We start from the raw sequence: 17,318 nt of genomic DNA, 5'->3' as shown, positions 1-17,318 counted from the left end.
AAAAGAGGTTCATCCTCTTTTTAGTTTGAGCTTTTGAAAAAGCTAACCAAATCATCGAAAAATAGAGTTAAAAATGGTATAATGGAATGAATTTTATAAAAGGAATAGAAAAATGACCGTATTAGATAAACTAAAAGAAACCCTAGAAGGAATCGATATTCGATTCGATGAACCGCTAAAAACTTATACCTATACCAAAGTTGGAGGAAAGGCAGATTATTTAGTTTTTCCACGCAATCGTTATGAGATGGCTCGTGTAGTAAAATTTGCCAATCAGGAAAACATTCCTTGGATGGTTCTTGGAAATGCAAGTAACATTATCGTCCGTGAGGGTGGCGTTCGTGGTTTTGTAATCATGTGTGACAAGCTTAATAACGTTTCTGTTGATGGCTATACCATCGAGGCAGAAGCTGGAGCTAACTTGATTGAAACCACTCGTATTGCCCTCCGTCATAGCTTGACTGGTTTTGAGTTTGCTTGTGGAATTCCAGGAAGCGTCGGTGGTGCTGTCTTTATGAATGCCGGGGCTTATGGTGGTGAGATTGCTCATGTTCTCCAGTCTTGTCAAATCTTGACTAAGGAAGGTGAAATCGAAACCATATCTGCTAAAGATTTGGCCTTTGGTTATCGTCATTCAGCCATTCAAGCATCTGGAGCAGTTGTCCTATCAGCTAAATTTGCCTTAGCTCCAGGTAATCACCAAGTCATCAAGCAAGAAATGGACCGCTTGACCCACCTTCGTGAACTCAAGCAACCTTTAGAGTATCCTTCATGTGGATCAGTCTTTAAACGTCCAGTGGGTCATTTTGCTGGACAATTGATTGCAGAAGCAGGTTTGAAAGGATATCGTATTGGTGGCGTAGAAGTTTCAGAAAAGCATGCAGGCTTTATGGTCAATATTGCTGATGGAACTGCCAGAGATTATGAAGACTTGATTGAGTCTGTCATTGAAAAGGTTAAAGAACACTCAGGTGTTACTCTCGAGCGAGAAGTTCGTATCTTGGGTGAACATGAGTAAATACTAGAAATAGCTTAGCTGCTACTAACTAGAATGTAGAGGGGATGAAAGCTTATCGTTAGTGCAGAAGAATGTAGGCAGTTCAATCTCCTACAAGAGGTAGTGACGGCCTGACAGAGCCCTGATCTGTTAATCTATGAAAAAGAAGGAATAAATGACAATTGAAAAAACCAATCATCGAATTCAGAAACGTTTCTAAAGTTTTTGAAGATAGCAACACCAAGGTTCTCAAGGATATTAACTTTGAGTTGGAAGAAGGGAAGTTCTACACACTTCTCGGTGCCTCAGGATCTGGTAAATCAACCATCCTAAATATCATTGCAGGTTTGCTAGACGCAACGACTGGAGATATTTTACTGGATGGCGTGCGAATCAATGATATCCCAACTAATAAGCGCGATGTTCATACTGTCTTCCAATCTTACGCCTTGTTTCCGCATATGAATGTCTTTGAAAATGTTGCCTTTCCATTGCGTTTGCGTAAGGTCGATAAAAAAGAAATCGAACAACGTGTATTAGAAGTTCTCAAGATGGTACAGTTGGAAGGTTTCGAAAAACGTTCTATTCGTAAGCTTTCTGGAGGACAACGCCAGCGTGTAGCTATTGCGCGTGCGATTATCAACCAGCCTCGTGTGGTCTTGTTGGATGAACCTTTGTCAGCCTTGGACTTGAAGTTGCGAACAGATATGCAGTACGAACTGCGTGAACTGCAACAGCGATTGGGCATTACCTTTGTCTTTGTTACCCACGATCAAGAAGAAGCCTTGGCTATGAGTGACTGGATTTTCGTCATGAATGACGGTGAAATCGTTCAGTCTGGTACACCAGTTGATATCTACGACGAGCCAATCAACCACTTTGTTGCCACCTTCATTGGTGAATCAAATATCTTGCCAGGGACCATGATTGAGGATTATTTAGTCGAGTTTAACGGCAAACGCTTTGAAGCGGTCGATGGTGGTATGAAGCCAAATGAACCGGTCGAAGTCGTTATTCGTCCAGAGGACTTGCGCATTACCCTTCCAGAAGAAGGGAAGCTCCAAGTGAAGGTTGATACCCAACTTTTCCGTGGGGTTCACTATGAGATTATTGCCTATGATGAACTTGGCAATGAATGGATGATTCACTCAACTCGTAAGGCTATCGTTGGTGAGGAAATCGGTTTGGACTTTGAACCAGAAGACATCCACATCATGCGTCTCAATGAAACAGAAGAAGAGTTCGATGCACGTATCGAAGAGTACGTAGAAATCGAAGAGCAAGAAGCAGGTTTGATCAACGCTATCGAGGAGGAAAGAGATGAAGAAAACAACCTCTAAACTCTTTGTAGTGCCCTACATGCTTTGGATTGTGCTCTTTGTATTGGCACCGTTGGTCTTGATTTTTGGACAATCCTTTTTCAACATTGAAGGCCAATTCAGTTTAGAAAACTATAAATCCTATTTTGCGTCACAAAACTTGACCTATCTCAAAATGAGTTTTAACTCAGTCCTCTATGCAGGAATTGTAACTCTAGTGACGCTACTTATCAGCTATCCAACAGCCCTCTTTTTGACCCGTCTCAAACACCGTCAACTCTGGCTCATGCTAATCATCTTGCCAACCTGGATCAACCTACTTCTTAAGGCTTATGCCTTTATCGGGATTTTTGGGCAAAATGGTTCTATCAACCAATTCCTAGAATTTATTGGAATCGGATCGCAGCAGTTGCTCTTTACGGATTTCTCATTTATCTTTGTTGCAAGCTACATCGAGCTTCCATTTATGATTTTGCCTATCTTCAATGTCTTGGATGATATGGATAATAACCTCATTAATGCTAGCTATGACCTCGGTGCAACCAAGTGGGAGACTTTCCGTCATGTCATCTTCCCTCTGTCTATGAATGGAGTGCGAAGTGGTGTCCAATCTGTCTTTATCCCGAGTTTAAGTCTCTTTATGTTGACCCGTTTGATTGGGGGGAACCGAGTGATCACCTTGGGAACTGCTATCGAGCAGAATTTCCTGACAAACGATAATTACGGTATGGGTTCAACTATTGGTGTTGTTCTTATCCTGACCATGTTTATCACCATGTGGGTGACTAAGGAAAGGAGAGAACGATGAAAAAATTATCAAATCTTTATCTAGCCTTTGTCTTTATCGTCCTCTATCTGCCAATCTTTTACTTGATTGGTTATGCCTTCAATGCTGGGGATGATATGAATAGCTTTACAGGCTTTAGTTTGTCTCACTTTGAAACCATGTTTGGCGATGGAAGACTCATGCTGATCTTGGTTCAAACCTTTTTACTAGCCTTCCTATCAGCCCTGATTGCGACTGTTATTGGGACTTTCGGTGCTATCTACATCTACCAATCACGTAAAAAATATCAAGAAGCCTTCCTATCACTCAATAACATTTTGATGGTTGCACCAGACGTTATGATTGGTGCTAGTTTCTTGATTCTCTTTACACAACTCAAGTTTTCACTTGGATTTTTGACAGTTCTGTCTAGTCATGTGGCCTTCTCCATTCCAATCGTAGTGCTTATGGTCTTGCCTCGATTGAAAGAGATGAATGGGGATATGATCCATGCGGCCTATGACCTTGGAGCTAGCCAGTTCCAGATGTTTAAGGAAATTATGCTTCCTTACCTAACACCGTCTATCATTGCAGGTTACTTCATGGCTTTCACCTATTCCCTAGATGACTTTGCCGTGACCTTCTTTGTAACGGGGAATGGCTTTTCAACCCTCTCAGTCGAGATCTACTCTCGGGCTCGTAAGGGAATTTCGCTGGAAATCAATGCTCTTTCAGCCTTGGTCTTTCTCTTTAGTATTATCCTAGTTGTCGGATATTACTTTATTTCACGTGAGAAGGAGGAGCAAGCATGAAACGACTCTATTCATTTTTAGCAGGAATTTTAGCGATTATCCTTGTCTTATGGGGAATTTCTTATCATCTTGACAGTAAAATCAATAGCCGTGATAGTCAAAAATTGGTTATCTACAACTGGGGAGACTATATCGCCCCTGAACTTCTGGAAAAATTTACAGAAGAAACAGGAATCCAAGTCCAGTATGAGACCTTTGACTCCAACGAAGCCATGTACACGAAAATCAAGCAGGGTGGAACGACTTATGATATTGCCATCCCAAGTGAGTACATGATTAACAAAATGAAGGACGAAGACCTTCTAGTTCCACTGGATTATAGTAAGATTGAGGGCATTGAGAATATCGGTCCAGAGTTTCTCAATCAGTCCTTTGATCCCAACAACCAGTACTCTATCCCATACTTCTGGGGGACCTTGGGAATTGTCTACAATGAAACTATGGTGGAAGAAGCGCCTGAACATTGGGACGACCTTTGGAAGCCAGAGTATAAGAACTCCATTATGCTTTTTGATGGGGCGCGTGAAGTACTTGGTTTAGGTCTTAACTCACTAGGCTATAGCCTCAACTCTAAAGATCCACAGCAGTTGGAAGAAACGGTAGATAAGCTCTATAAGCTAACACCGAATATCAAGGCTATTGTTGCCGATGAGATGAAGGGTTACATGATTCAGAATAATGCTGCCATCGGTGTGACCTTCTCTGGTGAAGCTAGTCAGATGCTAGAGAAAAATGAAAATCTTCGCTATGTCGTTCCGACAGAGGCCAGCAACCTTTGGTTTGACAATATGGTTATTCCCAAAACAGTCAAGAACCAGGATGCAGCCTATGCCTTCATCAACTTCATGTTGAAACCCGAAAATGCTCTCAAAAATGCAGAGTATGTCGGCTATTCAACACCAAACAATGCTGCTAAGGAAATGCTCCCTGAGGAGACCAAAGAGGACAAGTCTTTCTATCCAGACGCAGACACTATGAAACACCTAGAAGTTTATGAGAAATTTGACCATAAATGGACAGGAATCTATAGCGACCTCTTCCTACAATTTAAAATGTATCGGAAGTAGGAGTTAGCAGTCACGAAACGAATCAGTAACAGCTGGTTCGTTTTTTGAATAGTTGTATAGCTTTATATTTTTACTATCCTATTTGCTTATTTTATAGCCTAGTAGTATACTAAGTTTATAATAATAGAAAGCGGTAACAAATCATGAAAATGTCTACTTTTTTCAAAAAAAGTTATTGGCCAACCTTTTTGATTGTTAACGAAACAATTATACTATTCCATTTAAAGGATGGCTTGGATCGACAATACCTAACAACTGATTCCATACATTTGGTGATAGGGTTCTTTATATTTGCAAATATTTTCGTATTTATGTATAGCAATTCGAAAGCTTGGAATAAAAGTTGGGATAAAAAGAAAAATGGTAGTAAGAAAAAATATATCCTGAAAAAGTAACCAGAGATTTAGGGAGTTGGTTATTTAAATGAGGATTATTTCCAGTTGACGCAGGCTTAAAAAAACGATATAATAAGAAAGTTGAGAATTGATTTTCTCCCCATCTTAGTTCAGAGAATTGGCGGTGCTGCGAGCCATCTAAGATAGAAAATCATGCTACTCAATCTAACAATTGCATAAGAATCAAAGAATGACAAGTTCATTGAATGAAGGTGGTACCGCGGTTTTTCGCCCTTCGTGATATGGATTTGTCTTTTATTTTTGGAGGTGTTTATGAGAACATTTCTTGTCAAACAAAAATTTCGCCTAGGTGGTGAACGCTTTGATATCAAGGATGAAATGGGCAATGTCGCCTATCAGGTTGAAGGTTCATTTTTTAAGATTCCTAAAACCTTTACCATCTATGATGTTGCTGGTGAACAGGTCAGTGAGATTAGTAAGGAAGTCTTAACTTTCCTACCTCGTTTTGAGATTCAACTCAGTAATGGAGATCATTTTTATATCCGAAAGAAGTTGACTTTCTTCAGAGATAAGTATGAGTTTGACAATCTCGGCCTTCGCATCGAAGGAAATGTCTGGGATTTAAATTTTAAATTGCTGGACGACCGTGACCAAGTGATTGCTGAGATTACCAAGGAACTCTTCCATTTAACCTCTACCTATACCGTAACCGTCTATGACGAATCTTATGCAGACCTAGTCATTTCCCTCTGTGTCGCTATCGACTATGTGGAAATGCTAGAAAGCCAATCAAATTAGTAAAAAGGAGATACATATGAAACAATTATCTAGTGCACAAGTCCGCCAAATGTGGCTTGATTTCTGGGCTACAAAAGGCCACTCAGTAGAACCATCCGTTAGCTTGGTTCCAGTAAACGACCCAACACTTTTGTGGATCAACTCAGGGGTTGCTACTCTTAAAAAATACTTTGATGGAACTATCATTCCTGAAAATCCACGTATTACCAATGCTCAAAAGGCTATCCGTACCAACGATATCGAAAACGTAGGTAAGACTGCCCGTCACCATACTATGTTTGAAATGTTGGGGAACTTCTCAATCGGGGATTACTTCCGTGACGAAGCAATTACATGGGCTTATGAGCTTTTGACAAGTCCTGAGTGGTTTGACTTCCCTAAAGACAAACTTTACATGACTTATTATCCAGATGATAAGGATTCATACAACCGCTGGATTGAAGTGGGAGTAGATCCAAGTCATTTGATCCCAATCGAAGACAACTTCTGGGAAATCGGTGCGGGACCTTCTGGACCTGATACAGAAATCTTCTTCGACCGTGGAGAAGCTTTTGACCCAGAAAATATCGGTCTTCGTCTTCTTGCAGAAGATATCGAAAACGACCGTTATATCGAAATCTGGAACATTGTATTGTCACAATTTAACGCTGACCCTGCTGTTCCTCGTAGCGAGTACAAAGAATTGCCACACAAAAACATTGATACGGGCGCTGGTTTGGAGCGTTTGGTGGCGGTTATCCAAGGGGCTAAGACAAACTTTGAAACAGACCTCTTCATGCCAATCATTCGTGAAGTTGAGAAATTATCTGGTAAGGTTTACGACCAAGATGGCGACAACATGAGCTTCAAGGTTATTGCAGACCATATCCGTTCTCTTTCATTTGCGATTGGTGATGGTGCCCTTCCTGGAAATGAAGGTCGTGGTTATGTCCTCCGTCGTCTTCTTCGTCGTGCCTCTATGCATGGTCAAAAATTGGGTATCAATGAGCCTTTCCTTTACAAACTCGTTCCAACTGTTGGAAAAATCATGGAAAGCTACTACCCAGAAGTGCTTGAAAAACGTGACTTTATTGAGAAAATCGTTAAGAGCGAAGAAGAGTCATTTGCTCGTACTCTTCACTCAGGTCAACACTTTGCCCAAGGTATCGTAGCAGACTTGAAAGAAAAAGGTCAATCTGTCATCGCCGGTCAAGATGTCTTTAAACTCTATGATACATACGGATTCCCAGTGGAATTGACAGAAGAAATCGCTGAAGAAGCAGGGATGACTGTAGACCGTGAAGGTTTCGAAGCAGCCATGAAAGAACAGCAAGAGCGCGCGCGTGCGTCAGCTGTCAAGGGTGGCTCAATGGGTATGCAAAATGAAACCCTTCAAAACATCACTGTAGAAAGTGTCTTCAACTACAATGCTAGTCAATTGTCTTCTAAGTTAGTGGCTATCGTAGCGGACAATGCTGAAGTAGAAGCTGTAGATGAAGGAAATGCCTCTCTTATCTTTGCAGAAACACCTTTTTACGCTGAAATGGGTGGACAAGTTGCGGACCATGGTCAAATCTTGGATGCTGCAGGAAATGTCGTAGCGACTGTAACAGACGTTCAAAAAGCACCAAACGGACAAGCATTGCACACCGTTGAAGTTCTTGCTCCTCTTGCTTTGAACCAAGAATACACTTTGGCTATCGATAGCAATCGTCGTCATCGTGTCATGAAGAACCACACAGCCACTCACTTGCTCCATGCGGCTCTTCATAATATTCTTGGCCATCATGCAACTCAAGCAGGTTCACTTAATGAAGTAGAATTCCTTCGCTTTGACTTCACTCACTTCCAAGCTGTCACTCCTGAAGAATTGCGTGCTATTGAACAACAAGTCAATGAGAAGATTTGGGAAGCCATCGCAGTAGAAACAGTTGAGACTGATATTGACACAGCTAAAGAAATGGGAGCTATGGCCCTCTTTGGTGAGAAATACGGTAAGGAAGTTCGCGTTGTCACTATCGGTGACTACTCAGTAGAGCTTTGTGGTGGTACCCACGTTGGCAATACTTCTGAAATCGGCCTCTTCAAGATTGTTAAAGAAGAAGGTATCGGATCAGGAACTCGTCGTATCTTGGCAGTGACTGGTAAGGAAGCCTTCGAAGCTTATCGTGAACAAGAAGATGCACTGAAAGCAGTAGCAGCAACCTTGAAAGCACCTCAACTCAAGGAAGTCCCTCATAAGGTGGAAGGCCTTCAAGAACAACTCCGTCAATTGCAAAAAGAAAATGCAGAATTGAAGGAAAAAGCGGCAGCAGCTGCAGCAGGCGATGTCTTCAAGAATGTTCAAGAAGCAAATGGCCACCGTTACATTGCCAGCCAAGTTTCAGTATCAGATGCAGGTGCCCTTCGTACCTTTGCGGATAACTGGAAACAAAAAGATTACTCTGATGTCCTTGTTCTTGTCGCAGCTATCGGTGACAAGGTCAATGTCCTTGTTGCAAGCAAGACAAAAGAGGTACATGCAGGTAATGTTATCAAAGAATTAGCTCCAATCGTAGATGGACGTGGCGGTGGTAAACCAGACATGGCCATGGCAGGAGGAAGCAACCAAGTGAAAATCCAAGAATTGTTGGATGCCGTAGCAGGTAAATTGTAAGAAAATAAAGATCTATCCATTCGGATAGGTCTTTTTGTTTAAAAATCATAGAGCAGTTGATTTCTTTGAAGAATAAGCGTATAATATATAAAAATTAATTGAGTACTCACTCAATTCGTTAGGGATTAGGAGAATTAGATAATGGTTATTAAAGCAATACAGTATAATCGTTTTGGTGATGAGAAAGTTCTAGATTTAGTAAATATTACATCTGAACCATTAAAAATGAATCAAGTTAGGGTAGCAGTATTTGCTGTTGGTTTAAATCCTATTGATTATAAAACTTTCGAGGGGGCAAAGCCACTTCGTTTTTTGACTTTCTTAACAAAATTAAAACAACCAAGTCGTTGGTTTGAATCAAAATCATCTTTATTTCCAAGAGGTGTTGCTAGGGATTTTGCTGGTGTTATCACAGAAATAGGTGAAGGAGTGAGACGTTTTTCAGTAGGTGACAAGGTTTTTGGAACAATAATAAGTGATCCTGGACTTGGTACTAAGAGGGGTGCGTTAGCAACAGAAATTTGTGTTTATGAATCAGAAATTGCATTGAAACCAGACAATATTGATATGTATCATGCTGCTACTATGGGGGTGGCCTCTTTAACAGTCGGTGGTGCTTTTAGAAGAATTCATTTAAATTCAAAAGATGTTGTAGTTATTTCGGCTGCTTCAGGTGGTATTGGAAGTATTGCAGTTCAGTATGCGGTTGCTAAGGGCGCAACTGTTATTGGTATTGCGAGCAAGAACAATGCAGAATATTTAGAGTCTTTAGGTGCTATACCAGTTTCTTATGAAGAGGATGTCCAAAAGTCTCTTTTATCAGTAGCTCCAAAACCTATTACAAAATTCTTGGATTGCTATGGTGGTGATTACGTTAAGTTAGCTTTCCATCTTGGATTGAACGGAACTGATATTGGAACTTTAGTACCTTCACCATTTGTTATGATAAAAGGGGCTCAGTTCACTGGGCCAAGACATTCTACATATGATGATTTAAAAATTCTAGAGGAGATGGTCACAGATGGAAAAGTTCAGCTAAATATTGAGAAAGAGTATAGTTTTTCTCTGGAGTCTGTTAGAGAGGCTTATCATAGTCTGAAATTAGGGCATACTCGTGGTAAAAGAATTATCAAGATAAAAGAATAGATAGGGAGGAGTTAGCAATGGAAACTATAGAATATAAGTTCGCAGAGACATTAAAATCCAGTAGCTTAAGTTTAAAACAACGTCAAGTATTAATGTCAAGTTTAAAATTATTTTCAGAGATTGGTTTTGAAAATACAACTTCTCATCTTATTGCTGAACACGCTGGAGTCTCAGAAGGAACAGTTTTTAGTTATTTTAAAACCAAGGAAGGTATCCTAGATGCTATTTTATCTACATTTCTAGAGCAAGTTATTCCAGAAGTGATTGCTGATTTTTCAGATAAGAGATTTACAATAGAGCAAAAATCTTTTTCACTTTTTCTAAGAAGCATCGTTCGGGATAGGTTAATTTTTATTCATAACAATAAAATGCAAGTTAAAATTCTTTTGAGTCGTTCACTTATTGATAAAACTATTTCTGAAGAGTTAGGGAATATCATTGTACACTCTATCATTAATCCGATTAGTCCTGTTTTGAATCAATTTAAAGAAAATGGTGTTATCCGAGATTGGTCAAATGAAAGGATCGTTCGCTATATTTTAGCTTTAAGTCTTTCTTATATTGTTCCTATGATTATAAATGACAAAGAAGATATAAACATTGATAAAGTAACAAATGAAATTGTCGAATGTCTTTCTTTTTCCTTAGTTATCGTAAAATAACTCTTAATTTTAAGTTCACTAAAAAATTAAGAGAGCTCTTTTTAAAACCAAAATAAAAATCCCCAATCGAAGTGATTGAGGATTTTTGTGTTGATTTATCTTACACAATCCCTTGTGCAATCATAGCGTTTGCTACGTTTTCAAAGGCTGCAATATTTGCACCTGCAAGGTAGTCAGTTCCAAGACCGTAAGTTTCTGCAGTTGTTTTAGCTGTGTTGAAGATGTTAGTCATGATATCTTTCAAACGACCGTCAACTTCTTCACGTGTCCATGAAAGGCGAAGGCTGTTTTGGCTCATTTCAAGAGCAGATACAGCTACCCCACCAGCATTGGCAGCTTTAGCAGGTCCGTAAAGGATTCCATTTTCCTTGTAGACTTTGATAGCTTCAAGGTCGCTAGGCATGTTAGCTCCTTCAGATACACAGATAACTCCTTGAGCAACCAAGCGTTTCGCAGCTTTGCCGTTGATTTCGTTTTGAGTCGCACATGGAAGAGCGATGTCATAGTTACCAGTGTAAGTCCATACAGAACCTTCGTAGTAAGTAGCAGTTGGTTTTTCTGCAGCGTACTCAGTCAAACGAGCACGGCGTTTTTCTTTAACGTCTGTAAGAAGGTCAAAGTCGATACCATTTTCATCGATGACATAACCATTTGAGTCAGATACAGAGATAACAGTCGCACCAAGTTCAGTTGCTTTTTGAAGAGCGTATTGTGCTACGTTACCAGAACCTGAAATAACTACTTTCTTACCAGCAAAGCTGTTGCCGTTAGCTTTAAGCATTTCTTCAGTGTAGTAAACCAAACCGTAACCAGTTGCTTCTGGACGAATCAAGCTACCACCAAATCCAAGAGGTTTACCAGTCAAGACACCAGCATCAAATTGGTTAAGGCGTTTGTATTGTCCGTAAAGGTAACCAATCTCACGTCCACCAACACCGATATCACCAGCAGGTACGTCAAGAGATGGTCCGATGTATTTTTGCAATTCAGTCATGAAGCTTTGGCAGAAGCGCATCACTTCAGCATCAGTTTTGCCTTTAGGATCAAAGTCTGATCCACCTTTACCTCCACCGATTGGAAGTCCAGTCAAAACGTTTTTAAAGATTTGTTCGAATCCGAGGAATTTCAAGATTCCTTGGTTAACAGTTGGGTGGAAACGAAGTCCGCCTTTGTATGGTCCAACAGCTGAGTTGAATTGAACACGGTAACCACGGTTAACTTGAACTTTTCCATCACGGTCAACCCAAGGAACACGGAAAGAAATTACGCGCTCAGGTTCAGTGATACGTGCCAAGATATTTTCTTCAATATACTCAGGGTGTTTTTCAAAGACAGGCTCCAAAGTGCTGAAGAATTCTTCAACCGCCTGGAGAAATTCAGCCTCATGCCCGTTACGAGCTTTTACAGTTTCAAACACGCTTTGGATATATTCTTTAGCAGATGTCATATCGTTCTCCTTTTTGTTGTCATATTTTATTACATGAGTCATTATAGCAGAAAATTTTTTCAGTGTAAAGAAAAAAACACAAATTTTCTAAAAATTCTTTCAATTTGATACAACTGATTCAAAACTTGCTAAAAAACGAACATTTTCTATGGAAATGGTTTTATTGAAAAGCAAAAGTCAAAGTATGGTATAATATTAAACATAAAAAGGAATCTGGAGGAACAGAATCATGGTATCAACTAAAACACAGATTGCTGGTTTTGAGTTTGACAATTGCTTGATGAATGCGGCAGGAGTTGCTTGTATGACAGTTGAGGAGTTGGAAAGTGTCAAAAACTCAGCAGCAGGAACCTTTGTCACTAAAACAGCAACCTTGGAATTTCGTCAGGGGAATCCTGAACCACGCTACCAAGATGTTCCACTAGGTTCTATTAACTCGATGGGTCTGCCAAATAATGGTTTAGACTATTACTTGAACTACCTTTTGGAATTGCAAGAAAAGGAACCAAATCGTACCTTCTTTCTATCATTAGTTGGAATGTCTCCAGAGGAAACTCACACCATCTTGAAAAAGGTTCAAGAGAGTGATTTTCGTGGGTTGACTGAGCTCAATCTCTCATGTCCAAATGTACCTGGTAAACCTCAGATTGCCTATGACTTTGAAACTACTGATCGTATCTTATCAGAAGTCTTTGAGTATTTTACAAAACCATTAGGAATTAAGCTTCCACCTTATTTTGATATTGTTCATTTTGATCAAGCTGCAGCGATTTTCAACAAATACCCGCTCAAGTTTGTCAACTGTGTTAACTCTATCGGAAATGGTCTTTATATTGAAGACGAGTCGGTCGTGATTCGTCCTAAGAATGGCTTTGGTGGGATTGGTGGAGAATACATCAAACCAACAGCCCTTGCAAATGTTCATGCTTTCTATCAACGCTTGAATCCAGAAATTCAAATCATTGGAACTGGTGGAGTATTAACAGGACGTGATGCTTTTGAACATATCCTATGTGGTGCCAGCATGGTGCAGGTAGGAACTACCCTACATAAAGAAGGTGTGGGTGCTTTTGAACGTATTACTAAGGAACTCAAAGAAATTATGGCGGAAAAAGGTTATGAAAGCCTTGAAGATTTCCGTGGTAAATTGAATTATATTGATTAAATAAAAGAGAAACTAAAAAGAAAGGAGAAATGATGCTAGCAATAGAAGAAAGCCAAAAGCTATCTTTATCAAATTTACCTAGTTTGACCTTGTTTACAGGCCCTGATCAAGGACAGTATGAAATCATGAAAACTCAGGTGCTAAAGCAAATCGGCTACGATTCTGCTGATTTGAACTTTGCTTATTTTGATATGAAAGAAGTAGACTACAAAAGCTTGGAACTAGAGCTGGTCAGTCTTCCTTTCTTTGCGGATGAAAAAATTGTTATTTTAGATCATTTTCTCGATATAACAACAGCTAAAAAACGCTATCTATCTGATGACGAGCTTAAGGCTTTTGAAGAATATTTGGAAAATCCATCTCCGACGAGTAAATTAGTTATTTTTGCTGAAGGGAAGCTGGATAGTAAGAGACGTTTAGTCAAATTACTCAAGAGGGATGCCAAGATTTTTGAAGCCCTTGAACCAAAAGAGCAAGAGATGCGAGCTTATTTTCAAAAGTGGTCTCAGGAACAAGGACTTTCCTTTGATGGAAAATCCTTCGAACAGTTACTTATCAAATCAGGTTTTCAATTCAGTGAAATTCAGAAAAATCTACTCTTCTTACAGTCTTATAAGGATGATGACCGAATTACCGAAGAAGACATTGTTGAGGCCATACCAAAGACTTTGCAGGATAATATCTTTGATTTAACTCAGTTAATATTGACTAAGAAGATTGATCAGGCACGTGATTTAGTAAAAGATTTGACTTTGCAGGGAGAAGATGAGATTAAACTGATTGCCATTATGTTGGGGCAGTTCAGACTCTATACACAAGTGAAAATTTTGCAAGAGTCTGGTCAGTCAGAGTCCCAGATGGTCAGCAGTTTAGGTCACTATCTTGGTCGCAATCCTAATCCCTACCAAATCAAATTTGCCCTTCGTGATTCTCGAAGACTATCCCTTGATTTTGTCCAGAATTCTATTCGTTATCTCATCCAAGCTGATTACCAAATTAAGACAGGAGTTTATGAGAAAGGTTACCTGTTTGAGAAGGCTCTATTGCAGATTGCTAGCCAGTCAAATTGAGCAAATAACTTGAAAAAATAGGATGATTGCGTTATCATCTTTATATAGAAAGAAAAAGAGGTATTACAGATGGCTATTATCTTACCAGATCTTCCATACGCTTACGATGCATTGGAACCATACATCGATGCTGAAACAATGCACTTGCACCATGACAAACACCACCAAACTTACGTTAACAATGCAAATGCAGCTCTTGAAAAACACCCTGAAATTGGTGAAGACCTCGAAGCTTTGCTTGCTGATGTAGAATCTATCCCAGCTGATATCCGTCAAGCGCTTATCAACAACGGTGGTGGACACTTGAATCACGCTCTTTTCTGGGAATTGATGACTCCTGAAAAAACAGCTCCTTCAGCAGAACTTGCAGCAGCAATCGATGAAACTTTCGGTTCATTCGAAGAATTCCAAGCAGCATTCACTGCAGCAGCAACAACTCGTTTTGGTTCTGGATGGGCATGGTTGGTTGTTAACCAAGAAGGTAAGCTTGAAGTAACTTCAACTGCAAACCAAGACACACCAATCTCAGAAGGTAAAAAACCAATCTTGGGCTTGGACGTTTGGGAACATGCCTACTACGTGAAATACCGCAATGTTCGTCCTGATTACATCAAAGCTTTCTTCTCAGTTATCAACTGGAATAAAGTAGATGAACTTTACGCAGCAGCGAAATAAATTTGACAATAACACCTTTTGGTTAGAAATTTATCTAACATGAAAGGTGTTTTTTTGTTTGCTTTTCTTAGAAGTAACTGTCTTATGATTTTCCTTTGTTGGATAGGCTTGATTTATGGTATAATGATAAGATAGAAATCGAAGGAGAAATCATGAATATTCAACAATTACGCTACGTCGTAGCTATTGCTAATAGTGGTACTTTTCGTGAAGCGGCTGAGAAAATGTACGTTAGCCAGCCGAGTCTATCTATTTCTGTAAGAGACTTGGAAAAAGAGCTTGGCTTTAAGATTTTCCGCAGAACCAGTTCAGGAACTTTTCTTACACGTCGTGGGATGGAATTTTATGAAAAGGCACAAGAGTTGGTTAAAGGATTTGATGTTTTCCAAAATCAGTATGCCAATCCTGAAGAGGAAAAGGATGAGTTTTCAATAGCCAGCCAGCACTATGATTTCTTGCCACCAACTATTACAGCTTTTTCGCAACAATATCCTGACTATAAAAATTTCCGTATCTTTGAATCAACAACTGTTCAGATTTTGGATGAAGTAGCCCAAGGACATAGTGAGATTGGGATTATTTATCTCAATAATCAAAACCAAAAGGGAATTATGCAACGGGTTGAAAAGTTAGGACTTGAAGTGATTGAGTTGATTCCTTTCCAAACCCATATCTATCTGCGTGAAGGGCATCCTTTAGCCAAGAAAAAAGAGTTGGTTATGGAGGATTTGGCTGATTTACCAACAGTTCGATTCACACAGGAAAAGGATGAGTATCTTTATTACTCAGAGAACTTTGTAGATACAAGTGCTAGCTCTCAAATGTTTAACGTAACTGACCGCGCTACCTTAAATGGGATTCTTGAAAGAACAAATGCTTATGCGACTGGATCTGGATTCTTAGATAGCGACAGTGTGAACGGGATCACCGTTATTCCGCTAAATGATAATCTTAATAATCGCATGGTTTATGTAAAACGTGAGGAAGTAGACTTGAGCCAAGCAGGGACTTTATTTGTAGAGGTTATGCAAGAGTATTTTGATCAGAAGAGGAAAGCATGAAAAAAAGAGGAATAATTGCAGGGATTATAGCAGCCTTGATTATCTTAGATCAATTTGTAAAGGCTTACGTCGTTCAGAATATTGCTCTTGGTGAAGTTAAATCCTGGATCCCAAATCTGGTCAGTTTGACCTATTTGCAAAATAGAGGGGCAGCCTTTTCAATGCTTCAAGATCAACAGTGGTTTTTTGCAGTGATAACTCTTGTAGTTATGGCAGGGGCTATCTGGTATTTGCATAAACATATAGAGGATTCCTTCTGGACAGTCTTTGGATTGGTTCTGATTATTGCAGGTGGTCTGGGAAACTTTATCGATCGTATCAGTCAAGGATTTGTCGTGGATATGTTTCACTTAGACTTTGTTAATTTTGCCATATTCAATGTGGCTGATAGCTATCTGACGGTCGGAGTGGTTGTATTATTGCTTGCAATGCTAAAAGAGGAAATGAATGGAAATTAAAATTGAAACAGGTGGACTACGCTTAGATAAGGCTTTGTCAGATTTAACAGAACTGTCCCGTAGTCTCGCCAATGAACAAATCAAGTCAGGTCAAGTCTTGGTCAATGGTCTGGTCAAAAAAGCCAAGTATACGGTCCAAGAGGGTGATGTCGTTACTTATCAGGTGCCAGAACCAGAGGTATTGGAGTATGTAGCTGAAGATATTCCTCTAGAAATCATTTATCAAGATGAGGATGTAGCAGTAGTCAATAAACCTCAAGGGATGGTTGTTCATCCAAGTGCTGGACATACGAGTGGTACCTTGGTTAACGCCCTTATGTACCACATCCAGGACCTATCAGGCATCAATGGTGTATTGCGTCCAGGGATTGTCCATCGTATTGATAAGGATACTTCAGGTCTCTTGATGATTGCTAAAAACGATGATGCACATTTAGCACTAGCTCAAGAATTGAAGGACAAGAAGTCTCTTCGTAAATATTGGGCCATCGTTCATGGAAATCTTCCAAATGACCGTGGTGTGATTGAAGCACCAATCGGACGTAGTGAAAAAGACCGCAAGAAACAAGCTGTGACTGCCAAAGGGAAACCAGCAGTGACACGTTTCCAAGTCTTGGAGCGCTTTGGTGATTATACCTTGCTGGAATTGCAACTGGAAACAGGACGTACTCACCAAATCCGTGTACATATGGCTTATATCGGTCATCCAGTTGCTGGTGATGAGGTTTACGGGCCTCGTAAAACCTTGAAAGGACATGGGCAATTTCTCCATGCCAAGACACTTGGATTTACCCATCCAAGAACAGGGGAAACCATGGAATTTACTTCCGAAATCCCAGATATCTTTAAAGAGACTCTGGAAAAACTTCGAAATAACTAAAAAA

The 17,318-nt window shown here is 39.8% G+C and carries 17 protein-coding genes; 16 read left to right on the top strand and 1 reads right to left on the bottom strand.

Features of this window, described 5'->3' with window-relative positions:
* The first annotated feature begins 112 nt into the window (after positions 1-112).
* The 10 genes from murB (at position 113) to AC3E7H_RS03135 (ending at position 10,558) form a co-directional block, all read left to right on the top strand.
* A complete protein-coding gene (murB, locus tag AC3E7H_RS03180) occupies positions 113-1,018 on the top strand; it encodes a UDP-N-acetylmuramate dehydrogenase (protein ID WP_049526956.1) in 906 nt (301 codons plus the stop codon).
* A 161-nt stretch (positions 1,019-1,179) separates the two neighbouring features.
* On the top strand, positions 1,180-2,337 hold the full coding sequence (locus tag AC3E7H_RS03175; protein ID WP_049526954.1) for an ABC transporter ATP-binding protein: 1,158 nt from the start codon (positions 1,180-1,182) through the stop codon (positions 2,335-2,337).
* Positions 2,318-3,124 (top strand): ABC transporter permease, encoded by an 807-nt coding sequence (locus AC3E7H_RS03170; RefSeq protein ID WP_000754123.1) that lies wholly within the window; start codon positions 2,318-2,320, stop codon positions 3,122-3,124. Before AC3E7H_RS03175 ends, AC3E7H_RS03170 begins: the two co-directional genes overlap by 20 nt.
* Complete coding sequence (locus AC3E7H_RS03165; protein WP_045763347.1) at positions 3,121-3,894, top strand: ABC transporter permease; 774 nt, start codon at positions 3,121-3,123, stop codon at positions 3,892-3,894. Before AC3E7H_RS03170 ends, AC3E7H_RS03165 begins: the two co-directional genes overlap by 4 nt.
* Complete coding sequence (locus AC3E7H_RS03160; protein ID WP_049508863.1) at positions 3,891-4,961, top strand: ABC transporter substrate-binding protein; 1,071 nt, start codon at positions 3,891-3,893, stop codon at positions 4,959-4,961. The genes AC3E7H_RS03165 and AC3E7H_RS03160 overlap by 4 nt, the downstream gene beginning before the upstream one ends.
* Positions 4,962-5,104: 143 nt before the next feature.
* Positions 5,105-5,356: a hypothetical protein gene (locus AC3E7H_RS03155; RefSeq protein ID WP_301560016.1), complete on the top strand. Its 252-nt coding sequence runs from the start codon at positions 5,105-5,107 to the stop codon at positions 5,354-5,356.
* Positions 5,357-5,629: 273 nt separating this feature from the next.
* Positions 5,630-6,115: an LURP-one-related/scramblase family protein gene (locus tag AC3E7H_RS03150; RefSeq protein ID WP_001258742.1), complete on the top strand. Its 486-nt coding sequence runs from the start codon at positions 5,630-5,632 to the stop codon at positions 6,113-6,115.
* 16 nt (positions 6,116-6,131) lie between these two features.
* Positions 6,132-8,750, top strand: a complete 2,619-nt coding sequence (gene alaS / locus AC3E7H_RS03145; RefSeq protein WP_490676089.1) for an alanine--tRNA ligase — start codon at positions 6,132-6,134, stop codon at positions 8,748-8,750.
* A gap of 141 nt (positions 8,751-8,891) precedes the next feature.
* Positions 8,892-9,896, top strand: coding sequence for an NADP-dependent oxidoreductase (locus tag AC3E7H_RS03140; RefSeq protein WP_414267464.1), 1,005 nt, complete (start codon positions 8,892-8,894; stop codon positions 9,894-9,896).
* A 17-nt stretch (positions 9,897-9,913) separates the two neighbouring features.
* A complete protein-coding gene (locus AC3E7H_RS03135) occupies positions 9,914-10,558 on the top strand; it encodes a TetR/AcrR family transcriptional regulator (protein WP_414267465.1) in 645 nt (214 codons plus the stop codon).
* A gap of 100 nt (positions 10,559-10,658) precedes the next feature.
* On the opposite strand, the gene gdhA is transcribed toward AC3E7H_RS03135, so the two are convergent.
* The gene (gene gdhA, locus AC3E7H_RS03130) at positions 10,659-12,005 is read right to left on the bottom strand and encodes an NADP-specific glutamate dehydrogenase (protein ID WP_490676088.1); all 1,347 of its coding nucleotides are present in this window, start codon (positions 12,003-12,005) and stop codon (positions 10,659-10,661) included.
* Positions 12,006-12,234: 229 nt separating this feature from the next.
* Here gdhA and AC3E7H_RS03125 point away from each other — a divergent pair, with 229 nt between their 5' ends.
* From AC3E7H_RS03125 to AC3E7H_RS03100, 6 genes are all read left to right on the top strand, one after another.
* Positions 12,235-13,170 (top strand): dihydroorotate oxidase, encoded by a 936-nt coding sequence (locus tag AC3E7H_RS03125; protein ID WP_490676087.1) that lies wholly within the window; start codon positions 12,235-12,237, stop codon positions 13,168-13,170.
* A 32-nt stretch (positions 13,171-13,202) separates the two neighbouring features.
* Entirely contained in the window at positions 13,203-14,240 is a 1,038-nt protein-coding gene (holA, locus tag AC3E7H_RS03120) for a DNA polymerase III subunit delta (RefSeq protein WP_490676086.1), read from the top strand.
* Positions 14,241-14,309: 69 nt separating this feature from the next.
* Positions 14,310-14,915, top strand: coding sequence for a superoxide dismutase SodA (gene sodA / locus AC3E7H_RS03115; RefSeq protein WP_126419845.1), 606 nt, complete (start codon positions 14,310-14,312; stop codon positions 14,913-14,915).
* Positions 14,916-15,067: 152 nt separating this feature from the next.
* The gene (locus tag AC3E7H_RS03110) at positions 15,068-15,976 is read left to right on the top strand and encodes a LysR family transcriptional regulator (protein ID WP_049526940.1); all 909 of its coding nucleotides are present in this window, start codon (positions 15,068-15,070) and stop codon (positions 15,974-15,976) included.
* A complete protein-coding gene (gene lspA, locus AC3E7H_RS03105) occupies positions 15,973-16,434 on the top strand; it encodes a signal peptidase II (protein WP_490676085.1) in 462 nt (153 codons plus the stop codon). The genes AC3E7H_RS03110 and lspA overlap by 4 nt, the downstream gene beginning before the upstream one ends.
* Complete coding sequence (locus AC3E7H_RS03100) at positions 16,424-17,314, top strand: RluA family pseudouridine synthase (protein WP_490676084.1); 891 nt, start codon at positions 16,424-16,426, stop codon at positions 17,312-17,314. Before lspA ends, AC3E7H_RS03100 begins: the two co-directional genes overlap by 11 nt.
* The last annotated feature ends 4 nt before the right edge of the window (positions 17,315-17,318 follow it).

The sequence above is a fragment of the Streptococcus sp. SCPM-O-B-15304 (M98) genome (genome assembly GCF_058200215.1).
The sequence above is the reverse complement of the archived record's forward strand: the minus strand, read 5'-3'. Positions and strand labels throughout refer to the sequence as shown.

Coding starts and splice junctions, on each gene's coding strand:
- AC3E7H_RS03100 (WP_490676084.1), top strand. CDS start 16,424: ATGGAAATTAAAATTGAAACAGGTGGACTACGCTTAGATAAGGCTTTG.
- AC3E7H_RS03140 (WP_414267464.1), top strand. CDS start 8,892: ATGGTTATTAAAGCAATACAGTATAATCGTTTTGGTGATGAGAAAGTT.
- alaS (WP_490676089.1), top strand. CDS start 6,132: ATGAAACAATTATCTAGTGCACAAGTCCGCCAAATGTGGCTTGATTTC.
- AC3E7H_RS03160 (WP_049508863.1), top strand. CDS start 3,891: ATGAAACGACTCTATTCATTTTTAGCAGGAATTTTAGCGATTATCCTT.
- AC3E7H_RS03170 (WP_000754123.1), top strand. CDS start 2,318: ATGAAGAAAACAACCTCTAAACTCTTTGTAGTGCCCTACATGCTTTGG.
- AC3E7H_RS03155 (WP_301560016.1), top strand. CDS start 5,105: ATGAAAATGTCTACTTTTTTCAAAAAAAGTTATTGGCCAACCTTTTTG.
- AC3E7H_RS03135 (WP_414267465.1), top strand. CDS start 9,914: ATGGAAACTATAGAATATAAGTTCGCAGAGACATTAAAATCCAGTAGC.
- AC3E7H_RS03125 (WP_490676087.1), top strand. CDS start 12,235: ATGGTATCAACTAAAACACAGATTGCTGGTTTTGAGTTTGACAATTGC.
- gdhA (WP_490676088.1), bottom strand. CDS start 12,005: ATGACATCTGCTAAAGAATATATCCAAAGCGTGTTTGAAACTGTAAAA.
- AC3E7H_RS03110 (WP_049526940.1), top strand. CDS start 15,068: ATGAATATTCAACAATTACGCTACGTCGTAGCTATTGCTAATAGTGGT.
- sodA (WP_126419845.1), top strand. CDS start 14,310: ATGGCTATTATCTTACCAGATCTTCCATACGCTTACGATGCATTGGAA.
- AC3E7H_RS03150 (WP_001258742.1), top strand. CDS start 5,630: ATGAGAACATTTCTTGTCAAACAAAAATTTCGCCTAGGTGGTGAACGC.
- holA (WP_490676086.1), top strand. CDS start 13,203: ATGCTAGCAATAGAAGAAAGCCAAAAGCTATCTTTATCAAATTTACCT.
- lspA (WP_490676085.1), top strand. CDS start 15,973: ATGAAAAAAAGAGGAATAATTGCAGGGATTATAGCAGCCTTGATTATC.
- AC3E7H_RS03165 (WP_045763347.1), top strand. CDS start 3,121: ATGAAAAAATTATCAAATCTTTATCTAGCCTTTGTCTTTATCGTCCTC.
- murB (WP_049526956.1), top strand. CDS start 113: ATGACCGTATTAGATAAACTAAAAGAAACCCTAGAAGGAATCGATATT.